At 50.3% G+C, this 16,372-nt stretch carries 15 protein-coding genes and 1 pseudogene; 4 read left to right on the forward strand and 12 right to left on the reverse strand.

Going from position 1 to position 16,372, the window contains the following annotated elements; translation table 11 throughout:
* Window positions 1-5 precede the first annotated feature (5 nt).
* Window positions 6-1,517: a dihydroorotate dehydrogenase gene (locus tag ABRS97_RS18205; RefSeq protein ID WP_367816241.1), complete on the reverse strand. Its 1,512-nt coding sequence runs from the start codon at window positions 1,515-1,517 to the stop codon at window positions 6-8.
* Window positions 1,518-2,165: 648 nt separating this feature from the next.
* Here ABRS97_RS18205 and hmpA point away from each other — a divergent pair.
* Entirely contained in the window at window positions 2,166-3,380 is a 1,215-nt protein-coding gene (hmpA, locus tag ABRS97_RS18210; protein ID WP_367816242.1) for an NO-inducible flavohemoprotein, read from the forward strand.
* Here hmpA and ABRS97_RS18215 read toward each other — a convergent pair.
* The 3 genes from ABRS97_RS18215 to ABRS97_RS18225 form a co-directional block, all read right to left on the reverse strand.
* The gene (locus ABRS97_RS18215; RefSeq protein WP_367816244.1) at window positions 3,375-3,881 is read right to left on the reverse strand and encodes a Crp/Fnr family transcriptional regulator; all 507 of its coding nucleotides are present in this window, start codon (window positions 3,879-3,881) and stop codon (window positions 3,375-3,377) included. The genes hmpA and ABRS97_RS18215 overlap by 6 nt on opposite strands.
* A gap of 76 nt (window positions 3,882-3,957) precedes the next feature.
* Window positions 3,958-4,452, reverse strand: a complete 495-nt coding sequence (locus tag ABRS97_RS18220) for a hypothetical protein (protein WP_367816246.1) — start codon at window positions 4,450-4,452, stop codon at window positions 3,958-3,960.
* A gap of 121 nt (window positions 4,453-4,573) precedes the next feature.
* Entirely contained in the window at window positions 4,574-5,749 is a 1,176-nt protein-coding gene (locus ABRS97_RS18225; RefSeq protein WP_367816248.1) for an ROK family protein, read from the reverse strand.
* Window positions 5,750-6,367: 618 nt separating this feature from the next.
* Here ABRS97_RS18225 and xylA point away from each other — a divergent pair.
* Window positions 6,368-7,687: a xylose isomerase gene (gene xylA, locus ABRS97_RS18230; protein ID WP_367816250.1), complete on the forward strand. Its 1,320-nt coding sequence runs from the start codon at window positions 6,368-6,370 to the stop codon at window positions 7,685-7,687.
* A gap of 142 nt (window positions 7,688-7,829) precedes the next feature.
* Here xylA and ABRS97_RS18235 read toward each other — a convergent pair whose 3' ends face one another.
* The 8 genes and pseudogenes from ABRS97_RS18235 to ABRS97_RS18270 form a co-directional block, all read right to left on the reverse strand.
* Complete coding sequence (locus ABRS97_RS18235; protein ID WP_367816252.1) at window positions 7,830-8,300, reverse strand: CBO0543 family protein; 471 nt, start codon at window positions 8,298-8,300, stop codon at window positions 7,830-7,832.
* Between the two features lie 21 nt (window positions 8,301-8,321).
* Window positions 8,322-8,786 (reverse strand): CBO0543 family protein, encoded by a 465-nt coding sequence (locus tag ABRS97_RS18240; RefSeq protein ID WP_367816254.1) that lies wholly within the window; start codon window positions 8,784-8,786, stop codon window positions 8,322-8,324.
* Window positions 8,787-9,162: 376 nt separating this feature from the next.
* The gene (locus ABRS97_RS18245) at window positions 9,163-9,252 is read right to left on the reverse strand and encodes a putative holin-like toxin (protein ID WP_367816256.1); all 90 of its coding nucleotides are present in this window, start codon (window positions 9,250-9,252) and stop codon (window positions 9,163-9,165) included.
* A gap of 120 nt (window positions 9,253-9,372) precedes the next feature.
* Window positions 9,373-9,828, reverse strand: coding sequence for a GNAT family N-acetyltransferase (locus tag ABRS97_RS18250; RefSeq protein ID WP_367816258.1), 456 nt, complete (start codon window positions 9,826-9,828; stop codon window positions 9,373-9,375).
* Window positions 9,829-10,185: 357 nt separating this feature from the next.
* Entirely contained in the window at window positions 10,186-10,389 is a 204-nt protein-coding gene (locus ABRS97_RS18255) for a YiaA/YiaB family inner membrane protein (RefSeq protein WP_367816366.1), read from the reverse strand.
* A gap of 42 nt (window positions 10,390-10,431) precedes the next feature.
* A pseudogene (locus ABRS97_RS18260) lies at window positions 10,432-10,635 on the reverse strand (YiaA/YiaB family inner membrane protein); the annotation flags it as partial.
* A 143-nt stretch (window positions 10,636-10,778) separates the two neighbouring features.
* Window positions 10,779-11,231, reverse strand: a complete 453-nt coding sequence (locus ABRS97_RS18265; protein WP_367816259.1) for a hypothetical protein — start codon at window positions 11,229-11,231, stop codon at window positions 10,779-10,781.
* 10 nt (window positions 11,232-11,241) lie between these two features.
* On the reverse strand, window positions 11,242-12,015 hold the full coding sequence (locus ABRS97_RS18270; protein ID WP_367816261.1) for a hypothetical protein: 774 nt from the start codon (window positions 12,013-12,015) through the stop codon (window positions 11,242-11,244).
* A gap of 263 nt (window positions 12,016-12,278) precedes the next feature.
* On the opposite strand from ABRS97_RS18270, the gene ABRS97_RS18275 reads away from it, so the two are divergent.
* Window positions 12,279-13,565 carry a glycosyl hydrolase family 18 protein gene (locus ABRS97_RS18275; protein WP_367816263.1) on the forward strand — a complete coding sequence of 429 codons (1,287 nt, stop codon included), beginning with the start codon at window positions 12,279-12,281 and terminating at the stop codon, window positions 13,563-13,565.
* A 169-nt stretch (window positions 13,566-13,734) separates the two neighbouring features.
* The gene (locus ABRS97_RS18280) at window positions 13,735-16,341 is read left to right on the forward strand and encodes an Ig-like domain-containing protein (RefSeq protein WP_367816265.1); all 2,607 of its coding nucleotides are present in this window, start codon (window positions 13,735-13,737) and stop codon (window positions 16,339-16,341) included.
* The last annotated feature ends 31 nt before the right edge of the window (window positions 16,342-16,372 follow it).

Here is a 16,372-nt window from a genome sequence, read left to right on the forward strand (position 1 = left end):
ACTTGTTAAGATTCCTTTGTTAAAGCTGTCGTAGTCACTCCACGAGCTCTCCCGACAAGAAATGGGTACATAAGAACGAGGCCAGTGGCGAATAAAGCAATAGCCACATAGACAGGTAACAAATGTATGAAGTCCGTATAGCCAATATGTACATGAACGAGCAAACCCGCGGCAAAGCCGGGCAATCCACCCAGAAGAAACGTCCACCATACCCACTCTTCACCTTGGTTAACCCCCCAAAGTGCAGAAGCGGTAATCGCTACAGCCAACGAAAATAAAGCGCCTCCGAAACCCGCGCGATCATGAGCGATCAGCGGGATCAAATGCTCATTCCACGCAGTTAACTGCTCCGCCGTCAAACCAATAAAGGTTAGATCGGTAGATACGAACACCGAAGTAATGCCGACCAAAGATATTGTCAGCCCTCCGATGCCAAGCGCAAAGCCAAGCACTACGAAGCAGCATTGTCCCCATTGCGCCCGGCGCCATACCGGATCGTTAAGCAAACCGGGCGGTTTGCGCGAGGGGCGATCTTTTAATCCGCGCAGCGTCAGCAGCAGCATTGGCAGCAGTACCGCGGCAACAAGCGCATGCAGCGGATCGAAATAGCCATAGCCGAGATATAAGAAAAAGCTGCTGAAGCCGACTGCACAGGAGCTGAGCACAGCGGTGCGCGCCCAATGAAGGCCATACCGAAGACCATTTCGGGCCAGTTGATAATAAAAAACGCCAATAGCGATCATCGTCCCGGCCAAGGTGATCCGGTCATGGGACATGAAATGCAGCAAATGCGGGTTGAACCGCTGAATGGCGCTTCGGCTCACGCCGAGAAACGTTTCGTCGTAAGGCAGCAGCACACTCGTAGCCGCAATGAGCCAGGCGAGTACGCCACCTATCATCATGGCCATGCCGAGCAGGCTCATCCAACCCCAATTCGCCCAGAACGACGGTGTCTCGGGCGCTTCCATCTCCCGAATGCGATCATACAGGATCGCTTCGTTCACACGCTTGGGCAGCCCCGGCCCCGCGTACACCAGCCCGCTGTGCAGCTGGACGCTGGTCGCGCCAGCTGCCAGCAGCTCGAGTGCGTCCTGCGGCTGGCTCACGCCGCCGGCCGCGACGATCGCGCTCCGCTCGCCCAGCGTCTCGCGGAGCAGCCGAACCCGGCTCAGCGATTCGCTGAGCGCTTCCGGACCGCCGACGCGGATGCGGCGGTCTTCACGCGCCTCGCGCATCGCTTCGCCGACAACCGCACCGCTCCAGCTGCGCAGCTGGGCGGTTTCAACCAACTCCCGCAGCAGTTCCTGTGGATAATGCTGCGGCACATAAACCAGCAGCGGCTTCCCCGGGGCCGCTGCCTGCGCAAGCTGGCGCACCTCCGCGAGGTACGCCACAGCCTCCTGCGATGGCCAGCCTTCGTCGAGGCCATCGATGTAGTACCCCGCCGCATACGGCGCGAGCCTTGGCAGCAGCTCCTGCTGCTGGGTCAGCGCTTCCTGCGGCGTACTTCCCGGCATGGGCCGGAGCCGCACGAAGTGCGGCAGCGCATGGCCCGTGCCCTTGCTCAGGCGTCTGACGATCGCGTCGACGCCGTCATTCGCATAGCCATCGGGATAGACGATGGCTTCCTGCTCTGCATCTCGCAGGATCGGCTCCTCCGTGTGAACGCCACGCACCGTCACCGGCCCGATCTCAATAAAGCCCAGTCCTAATTGGGCGAGCGCCTTATGTGCCGTGCCATGCGGATCAAGACTGCCGCTGAGGCCCACCGGACACTGAATAGGCACGCCGGCCAGCTCAGTTTGAAGAATGGGGGACAGCTCTATGTGCCCCATTGTTTTGATCACGAAAACACCGCCGGGAACACGACTAAGACTACCCATGGCATGGAGGGTGAGGTCTCGTGCGATTAAAGCGGGCAAGCGAAATAAGAACGGGCGAAAAATAGCGTGATAAGACCAGTCCGGCATTGGCAGATCTGCTCCTGTTCATAAGGATAATCTTCTTTCCTTATTATTCAAGTTCATGCTTCGGGAGTCCTGCCTCCGAATTATTGCTGTCACAGATCGTTGCCTTTTGATGTGATTAAGATCACACGGCGTGGAACACGCTTTCGTTATACTTGGGTCATTAAAACCAGTACAAGCGAAAGAGGCGATCTACGCATGTTAAGCCAACAAACGATAGCCATTATCAAATCGACCGTCCCTGTCCTAGAGGTGCACGGTACAGCGATAACCAAACGATTCTACGAACTCTTGTTTACAAGCCACCCCGAGCTGCTGCATATATTCAATCACGCGAATCAAAAACAAGGCAGACAACAGGCCGCACTGGCCAACGCGGTTTATGCCGCAGCCCTGCATATTGACAAGTTAGAGACAATTTTGCCAGTTGTGAAAATGATCGCGCATAAACACCGCAGTCTCGGTGTGAAAGCGGAACATTATCCCATCGTCGGGCAAAACCTGCTTACCGCCATCAAGGACGTTCTCGGCGATGCCGCGACGGACGAGATTTTACAGGCATGGGGTGAAGCCTACGGGGTCATCGCAGACGCTTTTATAGGCGTTGAGGCAGATATGTATGCACAATCGGAAGGGCAAACGGGCGGCTGGGCCGATTTCAGAGCGTTCCGTGTAGCGCGTAAAGTCCAGGAGAGCGCAGTGATTACCTCGTTTTATCTCGTCCCGCAGGACGGCAATGCCATCGCATCCTTTGAGCCGGGACAATATGTCAGCGTGAAGGTGAACCTGCCAGGCGACCCCTACACACATATCCGTCAATACAGCTTATCAGACGCTCCAGGGAAGCCCTACTATCGGATTTCTGTGAAACGGGAAGACGGATTTGATACTCGACCTGCAGGCAAAGTTTCTGTTTATCTGCACGAGCAAGTCGAAGAAGGCACGGTCCTTTGGCTATCGGCTCCTGCCGGAGACTTCACGTTGGATCAACAGGATTCACGCCCAGTAGTATTCATAAGCGGCGGTGTAGGATTAACGCCAATGGTGAGCATGTTGAACACACTAGTAGAAACGAATCCGAACCGAAAAGTGACGTTCATCCATGCCGCACAAAACGGGGATCTCCATGCTATGCGCGAACACGTAGAGAGCATTGCCGCTCAGCACTCGCAGGTATCCTTTTATTGGTGCTACGACAAGCCGACAGAGACGGATCTAACAGAAAAAACCTTCCATAAAGAAGGTTACTTGGACTTGCCTTGGCTCCAGAAGGTGGTGCCAACCCCAGAAGCAGCCTTCTATTTCTGCGGTCCGATTCCATTCATGCAAACCGTGCATGCCGCGCTTGGCGCTTGGGGAATCCCTGCGGCGGATAGCCATTATGAATTCTTTGGACCTGCCGGCCAATTATAAAAGAGACGCTTGCGCCCTCAACAGTCGGTTGACGGTCTCGCGGCGAAGGCCGATGAATTGACCGATTTCTTCTTGTGTCAGCACGTCCGTCAAGGCTGCGGGACCAATGTACGTCTGGAACCAACGCTGCAGCTTCTTTAATTTTTCGGCTGGCGTAACCTCCGTTAATTGGTCGATTCGCTGCTGCATCATCCGCAGTTTGTCCTGCAGCTGAAGCGCAATGATGCGGCATTTGTGAGGGTTTTCTTCTAAATCGCGATACCAATCCGCGGCCGAGAGAACCTCAACCTCGCAAGTCGTGAGCGCTACAGCCGTCCCATAGTAGGGATTAGGGCTAATTAGCGAATGATGCGGAATCGTTTCGTTCGGCACGATAATATTCACTAAGGTGGAGTTCCCATCTTCATGGAAACGGACAATTTTCAGCAGTCCACGATTTAAATGATACAGCGGACCCGATTCCCCTTGACGGAACAAGGTCTCTCCCTTGTGCAGAATCATAATAGCCTCCTTAGAAAAAAAGCGAAATGCAGCTCTTGTCTGCCTTTCGCTTTTTTTGTTTGAAACCTCTTATGGCTTACAGCTCTTTCTTCAGCGTGGCCCATTTTCCCCGCAGCGGCAGCATCGCTGTCGACCATTTTGTAAGCAACGGCAACTGCTCCAGCTTCCCAGTCAACCACACCGACAGCAACAGACCTACTAAGGAGACGAACACAGCAGTCGGCAGCGCCCAGACGGAGACGGGGTGAGCGAAGAATGGAATAAATGATACCGCCATAATCGGGGCCGCATTCCATTTGAAAAATTGGATTAAGGAGATCGTGACAATCGCGGTAAGAAAAAAGGAAAGCACCCCAGTACTTAGGGCATATAAGAGGCTGCCAATCGTTACGGAAATACTCGCTCCGATAATGATTCGCCCCAAATCTTTTATTTGATCTACGCGATGCATGAACAAGAAACTGAATGCCCCGAGGGTCGGGTAAAACACCATCTTCATTGATGGGAAATGATAGGATGCCCAATAAGCGGCCATCAGATAACAACAAACAATCAGTGAACGCAGAAGCATCGTTGGTTCCCGTCCTTTACATCTCAGGTTAATTTTAATGCCGAGTCAACAACTAGGTCTTTCCCATTTTACCTAACGTCCTTTGGCAGGTCAATATGTTTCCGGAAGTATTTCCATTTCCTTATTCTACCGAAACTTTTGTCGATGCGAAAAACTTGGCAATTGCAAAGGAAGAGGCGCCCAGCACGGTTGAGCGATCGGTTAACTGAGAAAACTGGACATTAAGCTGCTTCCGCGGATGAGGCAGGGAACGCTTCTCCAGAAGCGTAAGCAGCGGGTGCATCAACCATTTCTCCGCACCGGCGAGCCTACCGCCAAGAATGATGAAATCCGGGTTAAAGCCGTTGATGATGTTCACCACGCCTACACCCAGGTAATAACCGAGCCGCTCGAACAGCGCGATGACGTCATGGTCGCCAGAATCCGCTCTGCGCAGCAGCGATTCCAGATCCACCGCCCCGCTGCCGAGTTCTCGGCGCGCTTGTTCAAGCAGCGCATGCTCCGATGCATACAGCTCCCAACATCCCAGACTGCCGCAGCGGCACTTGGGCCCGTCATGCTGGATCGAGATGTGCCCGATCTCGCCCGAAAAGCCGGTCGCGCCGCGGTACAGCTCGCCCTTAATAATAATACCGGCACCAATGCCGATGCCGATGCTGACGTAGACCAGATTCGCCGTGTCTTTGCCGGCGCCGAATTGCTTTTCACCGACGGCTCCCGCGTTCGCCTCGTTATCGATCACGACCGGGATGTCGAACTCCGCTTCCACCTGCTGCTGCAGCGGCACGTTCTCCCACCCGAGATTCGGCGCGAACAGCAGATTGCCGTTCTCGTCACAAATGCCCGGCACACCGATGCCGATGCCAATAATGCCGTATACGCTCTCGGGCGCGCGGTGAATCAGCTCGCGAATGCTCGCCTTCAGCAGCCCGATTACCTGCTCTAAAGAGGCATTGTCATGCTGCACTCTGTATTCTTCAACCACTTGGCCCGTGAGATCGGTCAACACGGCCAAAATATCGTGCACGCCGAGATCCACGCCAATGGCGTAGCCGGCTGTGCCGTTGAAGAGCAGCATCATCGGCTTGCGCCCGCCGCTTGACTCCCCGGCGCCGATTTCATCGACGAGGGAGCTCTCGATCAGTTCATTTACAAGGCTGGACACCGTCGCCTTCGTAAGCCCCGTAATCTCCGCGATGCGTGCGCGGGAGATCGGCGAATCCGTGCGGATGTGGTGCAGCACGATCGATTTATTTATCTTTTTCACCAGGTTCAAATCGCCTGTTTGCTTCATCATAAGCCCCCATACTACTTGTCTCTGTTTGCTTGGTTAGCGCCTTTTGGGGCGCTAACAGGTGCCTTTCCGCTACGGCGCGTCGCTGTAGCGGCCTTTTTGGCGCTTTCGGCCGACCCGCTGGCGGCGGCCGGATCTTTTCGCACCTGTTAGCGCCTTTTGGGGCGCTACAGGTGCCTTTCCGCTACGGCGCGTCGCTGTAGCGGCCTTTTTGGTGCTTTCGGCCGCACCGCTGGCGGCGACCGGATCTTTTCGCACCTGTTAGCGCCTTTTGGGGCGCTACAGGTGCCTTTCACGCTACGGCGCGTCGCTGTAGCGGCCTTTTTGGCTCTTACGGCCGTCCCGCTGGCGGCGACCGGATCTTTTCGCACCTGTTAGCGCCTTTTGGGGCGCTAACAGGTGCCTTTCCGCTACGGCGCGTCGCTGTAGCGGCCTTTTGGGCGCTTTCGGCCGCACCGCTTCAGGTGGCCAGATCTTTTCGCCGCCCCAATCGAATGAACTGATTTTAACATGAATAGCCTGTTCATGCACCAACTAAGTTTGTTTAATGAATTTACAAACTTTATGTTTGATGCTATGATGGCTGCATAAGCTTTATCACTCATTTGGGAGGCTAAATGCATGAGCTACTTTGATAACATTCAAACGATTAAGTACGAGGGCAAATCATCGACGAACCCGCTTTCATTTAAATTTTATAATCCCGATCAAGTCATTCTAGGCAAAACGATGCGCGAGCACCTGCGCTTTGCAATCGCTTACTGGCATTCATTCTCGGCCAATGGCTCCGATCCGTTCGGCGCCGGCACTGCGCTTCGCGCTTGGGATAAATACGATGGCATGGATCTGGCCAAAGCCCGCGTGGAAGCCTGCTTTGAGCTTCTCAACATTCTGGATGTCGACTACTTCGCGTTCCATGATCGCGATATCGCGCCTGAAGGCAGCACACTGCAAGAAACAAACCGCAATCTCGACGAGATCGTGTCCCTGATCAAAGACAATATGAAGTCCAGCGGCAAAAAATTGCTCTGGAACACAGCAAACATGTTCACGAATCCGCGCTTCGTGCATGGCGCAGCCACAACGAACAATGCAGACGTATTTGCTTACGCAGCAGCACAAGTAAAAAAAGCGTTAGAGCACGGCAAAGAACTCGGCGCTGAGAACTACGTTTTCTGGGGCGGCCGCGAAGGCTACGAGACTCTGCTTAACACGGATCTTGGCCTGGAGTTGGATAACCTTGCCCGCTTCCTGCATCTCGCCGTTGATTATGCCAAAGAAATCGGCTTCGACGCTCAGTTCCTGATCGAGCCAAAACCGAAAGAGCCTTCCAAGCACCAATATGATTTCGATGCAGCAACAACGCTTTCGTTCTTGCAAAAATACGACCTGGTGCCGCACTTCAAATTAAACCTTGAAGCAAACCATGCTACACTCGCTGGCCATACGTTCGAGCATGAGCTTCGCGTAGCGCGCATCAACGGCATGCTTGGTTCCATTGACGCCAACCAAGGCGATATGCTGCTTGGCTGGGACACGGATGAATTCCCGACTGACCTTTATTCATCCACGCTGGCTATGTATGAAATCTTGCTCAACGAAGGCGGTATTGGCCGCGGCGGCGTAAACTTCGACGCTAAGGTTCGCCGTACGTCCTTTGAGCCGGTAGATGTGGTTTACGCTCACATCGCAGGTATGGACTCCTTTGCTCGCGGCTTGCAAGTCGCAGGTAAACTGATCGAAGACCGCGTATTCGAGAACATCCTCGACACACGCTACGCTTCTTTCAAATCCGGCATCGGCGCTGACATCGTTTCCGGTAAAGCGAACTTCAAGACGCTCGAAGCTTACGCGCTGCAAAACAGCAGCAACATCGTCAACCAATCCGGCCGTCTGGAATTGATCAAAGCAACATTAAACCAGTACATCATCAACACGTAAAACTGCGCTTTGACAAATAAGGAGCTGTCCCCACCAGTAGCCTAAAGCTATTGGGAGGCATCTCCTTTTTCACGTCTATGCAAGTATCATCTAAGTATATGATAAGGCCAACAAGTCTCCCCTAACGAGAACCGAACCCGTTCTATCGGGTACTTTTCCGAAAAAACCAAACATGGAAGCCTCTTGACAGATAGAGCGTTGCCCAAGTGCTTAGAAACGTCCAGTACCAATTCCAAGAAATGTAATCAATCAACTGCGTTGATTTTTCAATACAAAGCTCTGTGACTGTAATTCCAGCCGGGTAGGCGGTCATGTAGACGAACTGGATCCAAGATTTTTTCTTCCCGGGGTAGAAAATATTCAAATATGCGGCAACCGTGGGATACGCCAAAAATTCGAAAGTAAAGCTCGTTGCGTTCTGCCGGAATTCCCTAATCGGGTAATCGATCCACCCATTTTGAACAACGATGAGCCCAAGAATCCAAGTTAAAAACTGTTGAAACAAAAAGATCGCATGAGCCTCGCGTTTGCAGCGATTTGGCACAAGAAATAGAGCAGTGATTGACACTACCCATACAATGATTAGTATGAATCGCTCCAGCGTAAAAAACATAAGGCAACTCTATCCTTCCCTCTACGCCTTTTTGAAAAACCAATAACCATACCATCTGGTTACATTCATGCCCAAGAAAAACACGATCCCCGTGAGAAACATATTATAATGCAGGTAATTAACGATATCCGTATAGGTCTTGATGGCATACACGTAGATACAAGCTATCGCTAAATGAACAGCCTGGCTACAAATTCTGCGGAGCAAGGATTTCCCCAAAGGATAATATAAGAAAAATATTGTAGACAGATATGGATACAAGACATAGTTATTCGTAAAATTCGTCCCTGTGGCGGCAGGAAATTCCCTGACCGGATTTTCGAGCAGCCCCATCTCCACAAAAAGTATGCTCAATGTCCATGTAATCGCCTGGCTCGCTAGAAATACAAGAACAGCCTCGCGAATTCGAGCCCTGGGAATCGTAATCGGTATCAAGATGAGGCAGACCAGCCAAACGGTCAGAAGAACAGCGCGTTCAATTGTCATCTCTCATCAACCTCCCTGAAGTAAGCCTATTATTTCCCAAAATGGACGAATAAAACCTAGCCGGTTTGGGCTTTCTCCATGCAGTCCAGCCGGATCAGGCGTGCCATTCATCTAAAAATGTGGTCATCCCCCCAGAACAGACTGACTCTTGCATGACTAGAACCCCCATCTACAGCACATATACGATTGGCTCTCTTATCGCCCCGCCAAAAATTGTATTTAGATTTGAAGCAAACATTTGATTATGGTACCATACTATTAATAAAGACCAAGTGCTGAGAACACTTGGCCATACAATTGGCTTGGATGATCTTTTCCCTTCTAAGTCATAGGGCAATTAAGACCCACCTTTGGCAGATAACCTTGGGGTGGGTTTTTACTTTTTCTTGTTATTTACATAGGATAAAAGTGCAAGGATGAACATTCCAAAAAGGAACATAACCGTTATTGCATCTTTTATATCCATGGCCTCACCTCCTTTCGAAGGAAAACCATGCCACCCAAGATTCAATTGTATGTATATTTTACCTTTTATTCTCTCTGAGAACAAGCGTTCCTATTTATCTCCTTTTTGTACCGATTTAACTTACGGATTGAGCTTCTTGATAAAACCTGTTTTCAGGCCTTTACGGAAGCCGCTTTTTTCATAAAAATTGTGGACTTCCTCACGCGTGGATCCTGTCAACAGCATGATTTTGTAGCAGTTCTTTTCACTCGCCAATTGTTCCGCTTTACGTAAAACCATCTGACCATAACCGTTCTTTCTATATGCCTCATGCGTCACAACATTTTCTATTAATCCATAAGGCCTTGCACTTCTGGTCAAGTTTCTAATGATTGTTAGTACACAAGAAGAAACTAGCTTTCCTTTTTCCTCCACAACAATGATTTTCATATAGCTATCATTCATGATTTCAGTCCAAAGCTGCTCAAGATGATCGTCATAGACCAGTTCAGGGTCATCAACATGCAAATGCTTATATAGATTCAGTAGTTCTTCCCGCTCATGATGATGTATCAAACGAACAGTAACCTCGGACATACTCGCACCTTCTTATAAGTTGTTGGATGAGGATCAGCAGTACCTTAATGTAGGAAAACTGGTCCCCATCTCCATTTTAGCGGAACGTGAGTGCTCTATCGACCGAAATTTCGGCTGCCGGGCAGCGAAAACAACAAAATAAAGCATCGTAGTTCCGCCTGTCTATTTCATAAGCCGCTTTTCGAGTAAATAGCGCACTCACGTTCCTCTTAAGCCTCTCGTTTACAACTGCAACAACTCGACTCCCAAAGATGAGATTTAAAATGGTTCCCACGGGACTATTATCCATATACTTCTAATCGGTTGTATTCAAAAAAGCGTCCGCCAGCCTCCATAAGGCCGTGAACGCTGCTCTCATTATAGTTCCTCGCCCGTATCCATGGGATGGTGCAAGGCATCGTCTTCATTGTTGTCGCGTACCGTTTTTTGCAGGACGAAGGAGGACATCGTCAAGAACAACGCGGTAACTGCGTAGTACCCTTTGACAGACAGCGGTTGTTCCAGAACGACAATGCCAATAAACATTCCGAGCAGAGCCAATGTAAATGCACTCCACGCCATAAAAGTGAATGCCGAGGTATTCCGCTTCCGTGCTCCGTATCCATCTTCCAAATTATCGCGTACGACTTTCTGCAAGACGAAGGCTGACATCGTCAGGAATAACGCGCATACCGCATAGTAACCTTTCACGCTTAACGATTCCTCAAGTGTATAAATTCCGATAAACATAGCTAGAAAAGCGCCGATAAATGATGCCCACACCATAAATGTAAATGCGGATGTATTCCGTTTCCGATTTGTGTACATAACTGAAATCCCCCAATGGTTGCCTGCTGCAACGCGATAATGTATAACTCTTTAAATCGAGTATAGGAGCCATGTCACAAATTGGATAGTACTATTTCCCAATAGTACCGAATTTAAGAAGCTGTTTCAGTCCCTCTTCCCGGTCACTCACAGACCGCAACGCCGAAAGCATGATGGCTCCAGAAAATAGATTCAACCTGTTTCACATCCTCTTGGGAACAAGAAACGAGCACTACCACTTCTGTATTACTGCTCGCTGCGCCCGGCTTGGACTTCTTTTTTTTATGAAGGACATCCGCCAGCGCACCGATTATGAATCCAACAATCGCACCGATAACGCCCCAAAAAATGGGACCTTCCTTGAGTATAAATCCATAGGAGGAGCCTACGACTGTAAGTGCAGTCCCTAGAACAACACCCGCGTCGAATAAACTTACGCCATCGGAGCGATGAATGGTATCAAACATTTTCACTTGTTGGGATCTGCGACGCAGAGGAACAGCATAAATACGCGCTTTGGGGATACCAGCCTCTTCCAGCGCAGTGATGGCCAGCTCTAAGTAAATGGAATGTTCAAAAGAAGATACTACATGCATGCTGTCACCCTCATTTTAAAAACGGAGATTTAGGAAAAGCAAACTGAGATGGTTGGTAGTCGGATTTTAAAAACCGAGCCTGCTCCCGGTCAAACAGTCTATTGTACTCCACGGTAACCACATAAGCGTCATAAATGGCAAATCCATAAATCGAAGGCAAGAACATAAGCCACTTCATCTCCACGGCGGTTGCAGATTGGGCAAAATCCCCCATAAGCAGATAATGAATCCCTTCGAGCAGATGAGCCAGATAAGAAATCACGATCCAGTTGACAAGCACGAAAAAGGCATTGACTATGCGATGCGAATAGAGCTGCCCCACACCCGGCATCAGCAGTGACCAGACGACGGATAGCCATGGCGATCGTTTATCTACGTAATTAATTTCCAACGCCCCTATTCTAAAAATAGCAATCGGAGCATTTTCCCTTGCGGCTAATAGGTAGGAATGATTCATATCCACAGTCGTTCGGTAGCTGTCGTAAATCGAAAATAAATACACGGGCGCGTAAAGCGACATCCACTGGATATCCACCACTTCCTTGGCGTGGTCGAATTGACCGGTGAACGTATACACCATAGCTTCGTTCAGATGCATTTGCGTATTGATCAGCATCTCCCATCCAATGAGCATAAAACCGCGGATGTGCTTGGACAACAATAGATGCCCAAACCCTGGGAAAGCGGCGGACCACCAACCAATGATTAGCGGACTTCGCAAATGCAGTTGTGTTATGCCCAGCAAGCTGACAAAAGCGATTTCGCGACGAGGTTTTCGTGTCATAAGCAGCACCTTTTAAGAAGAAGTTTCCAATTATCTTATTATCTTCTTTTCGCTTGAGGATATGCATGCGGGCCGCTCCCCCTCTTCACTTCAGATAAGAAAAATGAGTAGACATACACCCATTTCACTCTATCGGAATAAGGTAAAGAAAAAGTACCGGAAAGCTCAGTTTATGCTTACGATGCAAGTTTTCCTTACGGAAAACTCAGTTTATGCTTACGATGCCAGTTTTCCTTACGGAAAACTCTAAGGAGGGTAACCCCATGCAAATCCATGCAATCCAGAAGGGACAATCGCTGTACCAGCTTTCACAGACTTATGGCGTGTCCGTGGATGCAATCGCTAAAGCGAATGAAATTGATCCGAGTCAACAGCTCGTCATCGGACAGGCATTAGTCATTCCGATTATCGGCTCCTATTATTGGGTGCAGCCGCACGAGAGTCTTTACTTAATTGCCCGTAAAGTCGGTGTCGACCCGCATACGTTAGCGTCTGTCAACGGTATTCCGATTGGCCGTCCGCTTCCGGTAGGCTTCCGTCTATACATCCCGCCGATTCCACGGACATCGGCTGAAGTGAATGCTTACCTTGAACCCCGCGGTGGGGACGTATCTCCCCTGCTCAAGGATTCAGCCAAGGAGGCCGCTCCTCATCTGACCTACTTGGCGCCGTTCAGCTTCCGGATCAAACGAGATGGCACGCTCCAGGCGCCCCCACTAGATGATCTCAGCACCATCGCTTCGCAGGAGGGCGTTACCCTCATGATGGTGGTGACGAATTTGGAGAATGACCAATTCAGCGCAGGGCTGGGACATATCATTCTCACCGACGAAACGGTTCAGAACCATTTGCTGGATACGATTATAAAGACAGCAAAGCAGTATGGTTTCAGGGACATTCATTTCGACATTGAGCACTTGCTCCCGTCCGATCGAGAGGCCTATAACCGCTTCCTCCGCAAAGCGGCCGATCGCATTCACAAGGAAGGTTACTTGATGTCTACTGCCCTCGCGCCCAAAACCAGCTCCGCCCAGGCTGGGGAATGGTACACAGCCCACGATTACAAGGCTCACGGCGAAATTGCCGACTTCGTCATCATCATGACGTACGAATGGGGCTACAGTGGCGGTCCACCTATGGCTGTCTCTCCCATTGGGCCTGTACGCAAAGTGCTCGAATATGCCTTAACTGAGATGCCCGCCTCCAAAATCATGATGGGCCAGAACCTGTACGGCTACGACTGGACGCTGCCTTACGTCAAAGGCGGGCCCTTCGCCAAAGCGGTCTCCCCGCAGGCGGCAATCGATCTGGCTCGCAAGAACAACGCCCAAATCCTGTACGACTACACCGCGCAAGCTCCCCATTTCAATTATTGGGATGCTGCAGGCAAGGAGCATACGGTTTGGTTCGAGGATGCGCGCTCTATTCAAGCCAAATTCCGCCTGCTGAAAGAACTTAAACTACGCGGCATCAGTTACTGGAAGCTGGGCCTCAGCTTCCCGCAAAACTGGCTGCTAATCGACTCTAATTTCAATGTTGTGAAGCGTTAAGACGACTACAGCCATCTTCTCAAACCTATTGACCCTGAGCCCAGCGAACAGCCCGCCGCTCAGGGTTTTCTCATTTTGGCTATTCAATTTTGACGTTCTTTTTCCGATAATAGTTACGTTCCATAATTTTTTTATGACTGGAAGGAGAACACAGTGGAGGTAATCAATCATGAAGTTTAGTCGCAGCAAGTGGTTATCATTGATAATTATTTTTGTTATAGCCGCTCAATCCTTAGTCGTAGGAACGGTATCAGCAGCCGATGAAATCTCTAAACTCGTGCTCAACAAGAACGAACTCGTTCTCCAAGTCGGAGACACGGCGAATCTAACGGCAACCGCCATTTATGTTAGCGGCTCTACCGAAAGCGCGACGGTCAAGACCGATTGGACTTCAGGAACGACGGATATCGCTTCTGTTTATGCAGGCGTCGTTACAGCCAAAAAAGAAGGTAAAGCTGTCATTACCGCCACCTATATGGGTAAAACTGAAATCGTGAACGTTACGGTCACGAAGAAAGTCAAATCCCTAACGATGGACAAGCTATCGTTGGATTTGCGTCTCAACGGTACCGAACAACTGAAAATCATGGCCTATTATGAGGATGGCACTTCGGAGGAGGTCACCAGTAAAGCTGACTATACCATCGATACTAGCTCGGTCGCGACAGTGACCAACGGCTTGGTGAAAGGCCAGAATCCGGGCAGTGCTATCATCACTATCAAATATATGAATCAATCTTTAACGCTGCCTGTTGACGTTGAGGTCGTAAGACGTATTGATGCGAAGAAATCCCAAATTTCGTTACTGACAGGCGGTACGGAAAAAGTGGAACTTATCGCGACCTATCCGGACGGCACTAGCGCCGATGTTTCGGAGAAAGCCGTATGGACGACGGATAAAGAGAAAGTAGCCGATGCCATCAAAGGCACGATTAAAGGCTATGGCGTTGGTAAAGCTACCCTGACTGCCACTTACGGCACGAAAACAACGACGATTACCGTCGATGTGGATAACGCTGTTAAACTGGATCTGGACAAGCAGACTGTGTTGCTGAAAAAAGGCGAAACCGGAACGCTTACGCTCACAGCGACTTATGCGGAGGCGCCTACAGATGCCGATAAGACCAAGGACGTTTCGGCTCGCGCAGAATGGACGTCAAGCGACGAGGATGTCGTTGAAGTATCCGGTGGCAAGCTAATCGCTCATGCCATCGGCGAAGCTGTCGTGACGGCGAAATTCGGAGATAAAACCGTCAAAGCTACAGTCGACGTTGAAGTCCCGCACCGATTATTTGTGGACGAAGAGTTCCTCTCCATGCAAACAAATGAAGAACAAGCTCTGGTTTTATACGCAACCTACGCTGACGGCAAGACGGAACCTGTCACAGACCGCGCGGAATGGAGCTCGGATAACGAAGACGTCGTTTTTGTTGCCAAAGGGTTGGTTAAAACTTATAAATCCGGTATCGCCAAAGTAACAGCCCGTTACGGCGGCAAAACAACAACGACTACAATTGAGGTCGATATTCCAGACAGCATCAAACTGAGCAAGAAAACCGTGAATCTGCAAATTGGCGGTTCTGAGCAGTTAGTGCTCACTGCCTACTATAAGAACGCACGGCAAGAAACCGTCACAACCAAAGCAGAATGGACAACCAGCGCGAAAGAAATTGCCGAAGTTAGAAACGGCGATATTACGGGGATCGCTACGGGCGCGGCAACCGTGACTGCGAAGTTTGGCACGCGAACTGCCGTGACTCAAGTATCGGTTGGCGTTTTGAAAAGCTTAACGATCAGTCAAGAGAAGCTCGTCATGAAAAAAGGCGATGCAGTCGCCCTGACGGCAACCGCGGTTTATACGGATGACACGACCAAGCCAGTAACTTCGGATGTGATCTGGACAAGCAGCAATCCGAAAGTCGTTACCGTCGATGCAGGCAGCGTGAAAGCTTTGACTTCTGGCGAAGTCACGCTAACGGCGCAGTTGGATAGCAAAACGGTTACGATCTCCGTTCAAGTCGACATGGCGAGCGACCTGTCCGCGAGTGTATCCAGCCTGATCTTTGATGTCAACGAAACCCGCTCGATCGTATTGACAGCGACAGATTCTCTCGGCGCTACTCGCACTGTAACGAACGATGCAGAATGGAAATCGAGCAGCACGGCAATTGTCACGGTTTCCAAAGGCCTTGTAACGCCTGTCGCCAAAGGAAAAGCAACGATTACGGCTACCTACGGCGGCAAAAGCGTTACGATTCCTGTGGAGATCGGCGTGATCCAAACGCTTGAAGCGGATACCGCCTTCATCACAGTGAAAAGCGGCGAGCAGCTGCAAGTGAAGCTTACCGCCACATTGTCCGATGGCACGACCAAAGATGTAACCAATTCCGCAACTTGGAAAGTGTCTGCCTACAAATTAGGCACGGTTACCGATGGTTTATTCTCCGCCAGCAGTTCAGGAAAAACAACACTAACCGCTTCATTTGGCGGGAAATCCATCTCGATTCCGGTGGAAATCGATACATTGAAATATTTGAAAACCGATGTCGTTAAAGTCGAGCTTCGCGAAGGCAAGACCGCTGAGGTCGAGGCCGTGGCTACCTACACAGACGGCTCTGAAAATGATGTGACGAAACCAGCATTATGGACCTCTTCCAATATCATGGTTGCCGACGTGAAGGATGGCATCATTAAAGCGACTGGAAAAGGAACTGCGAAAATCACCGTGACCTATTCCAATATGAAAACGACGATTTCCGTAACAGTTACGAAGTAACTAGCAGCACAACCCAAAAAACCGTTGAATG

Origin of the sequence: Paenibacillus tabacirhizosphaerae (assembly GCF_040812395.1) — a bacterium.
In the GTDB taxonomy this organism is placed as follows: Bacteria; Bacillota; Bacilli; order Paenibacillales; family NBRC-103111; genus Paenibacillus_E.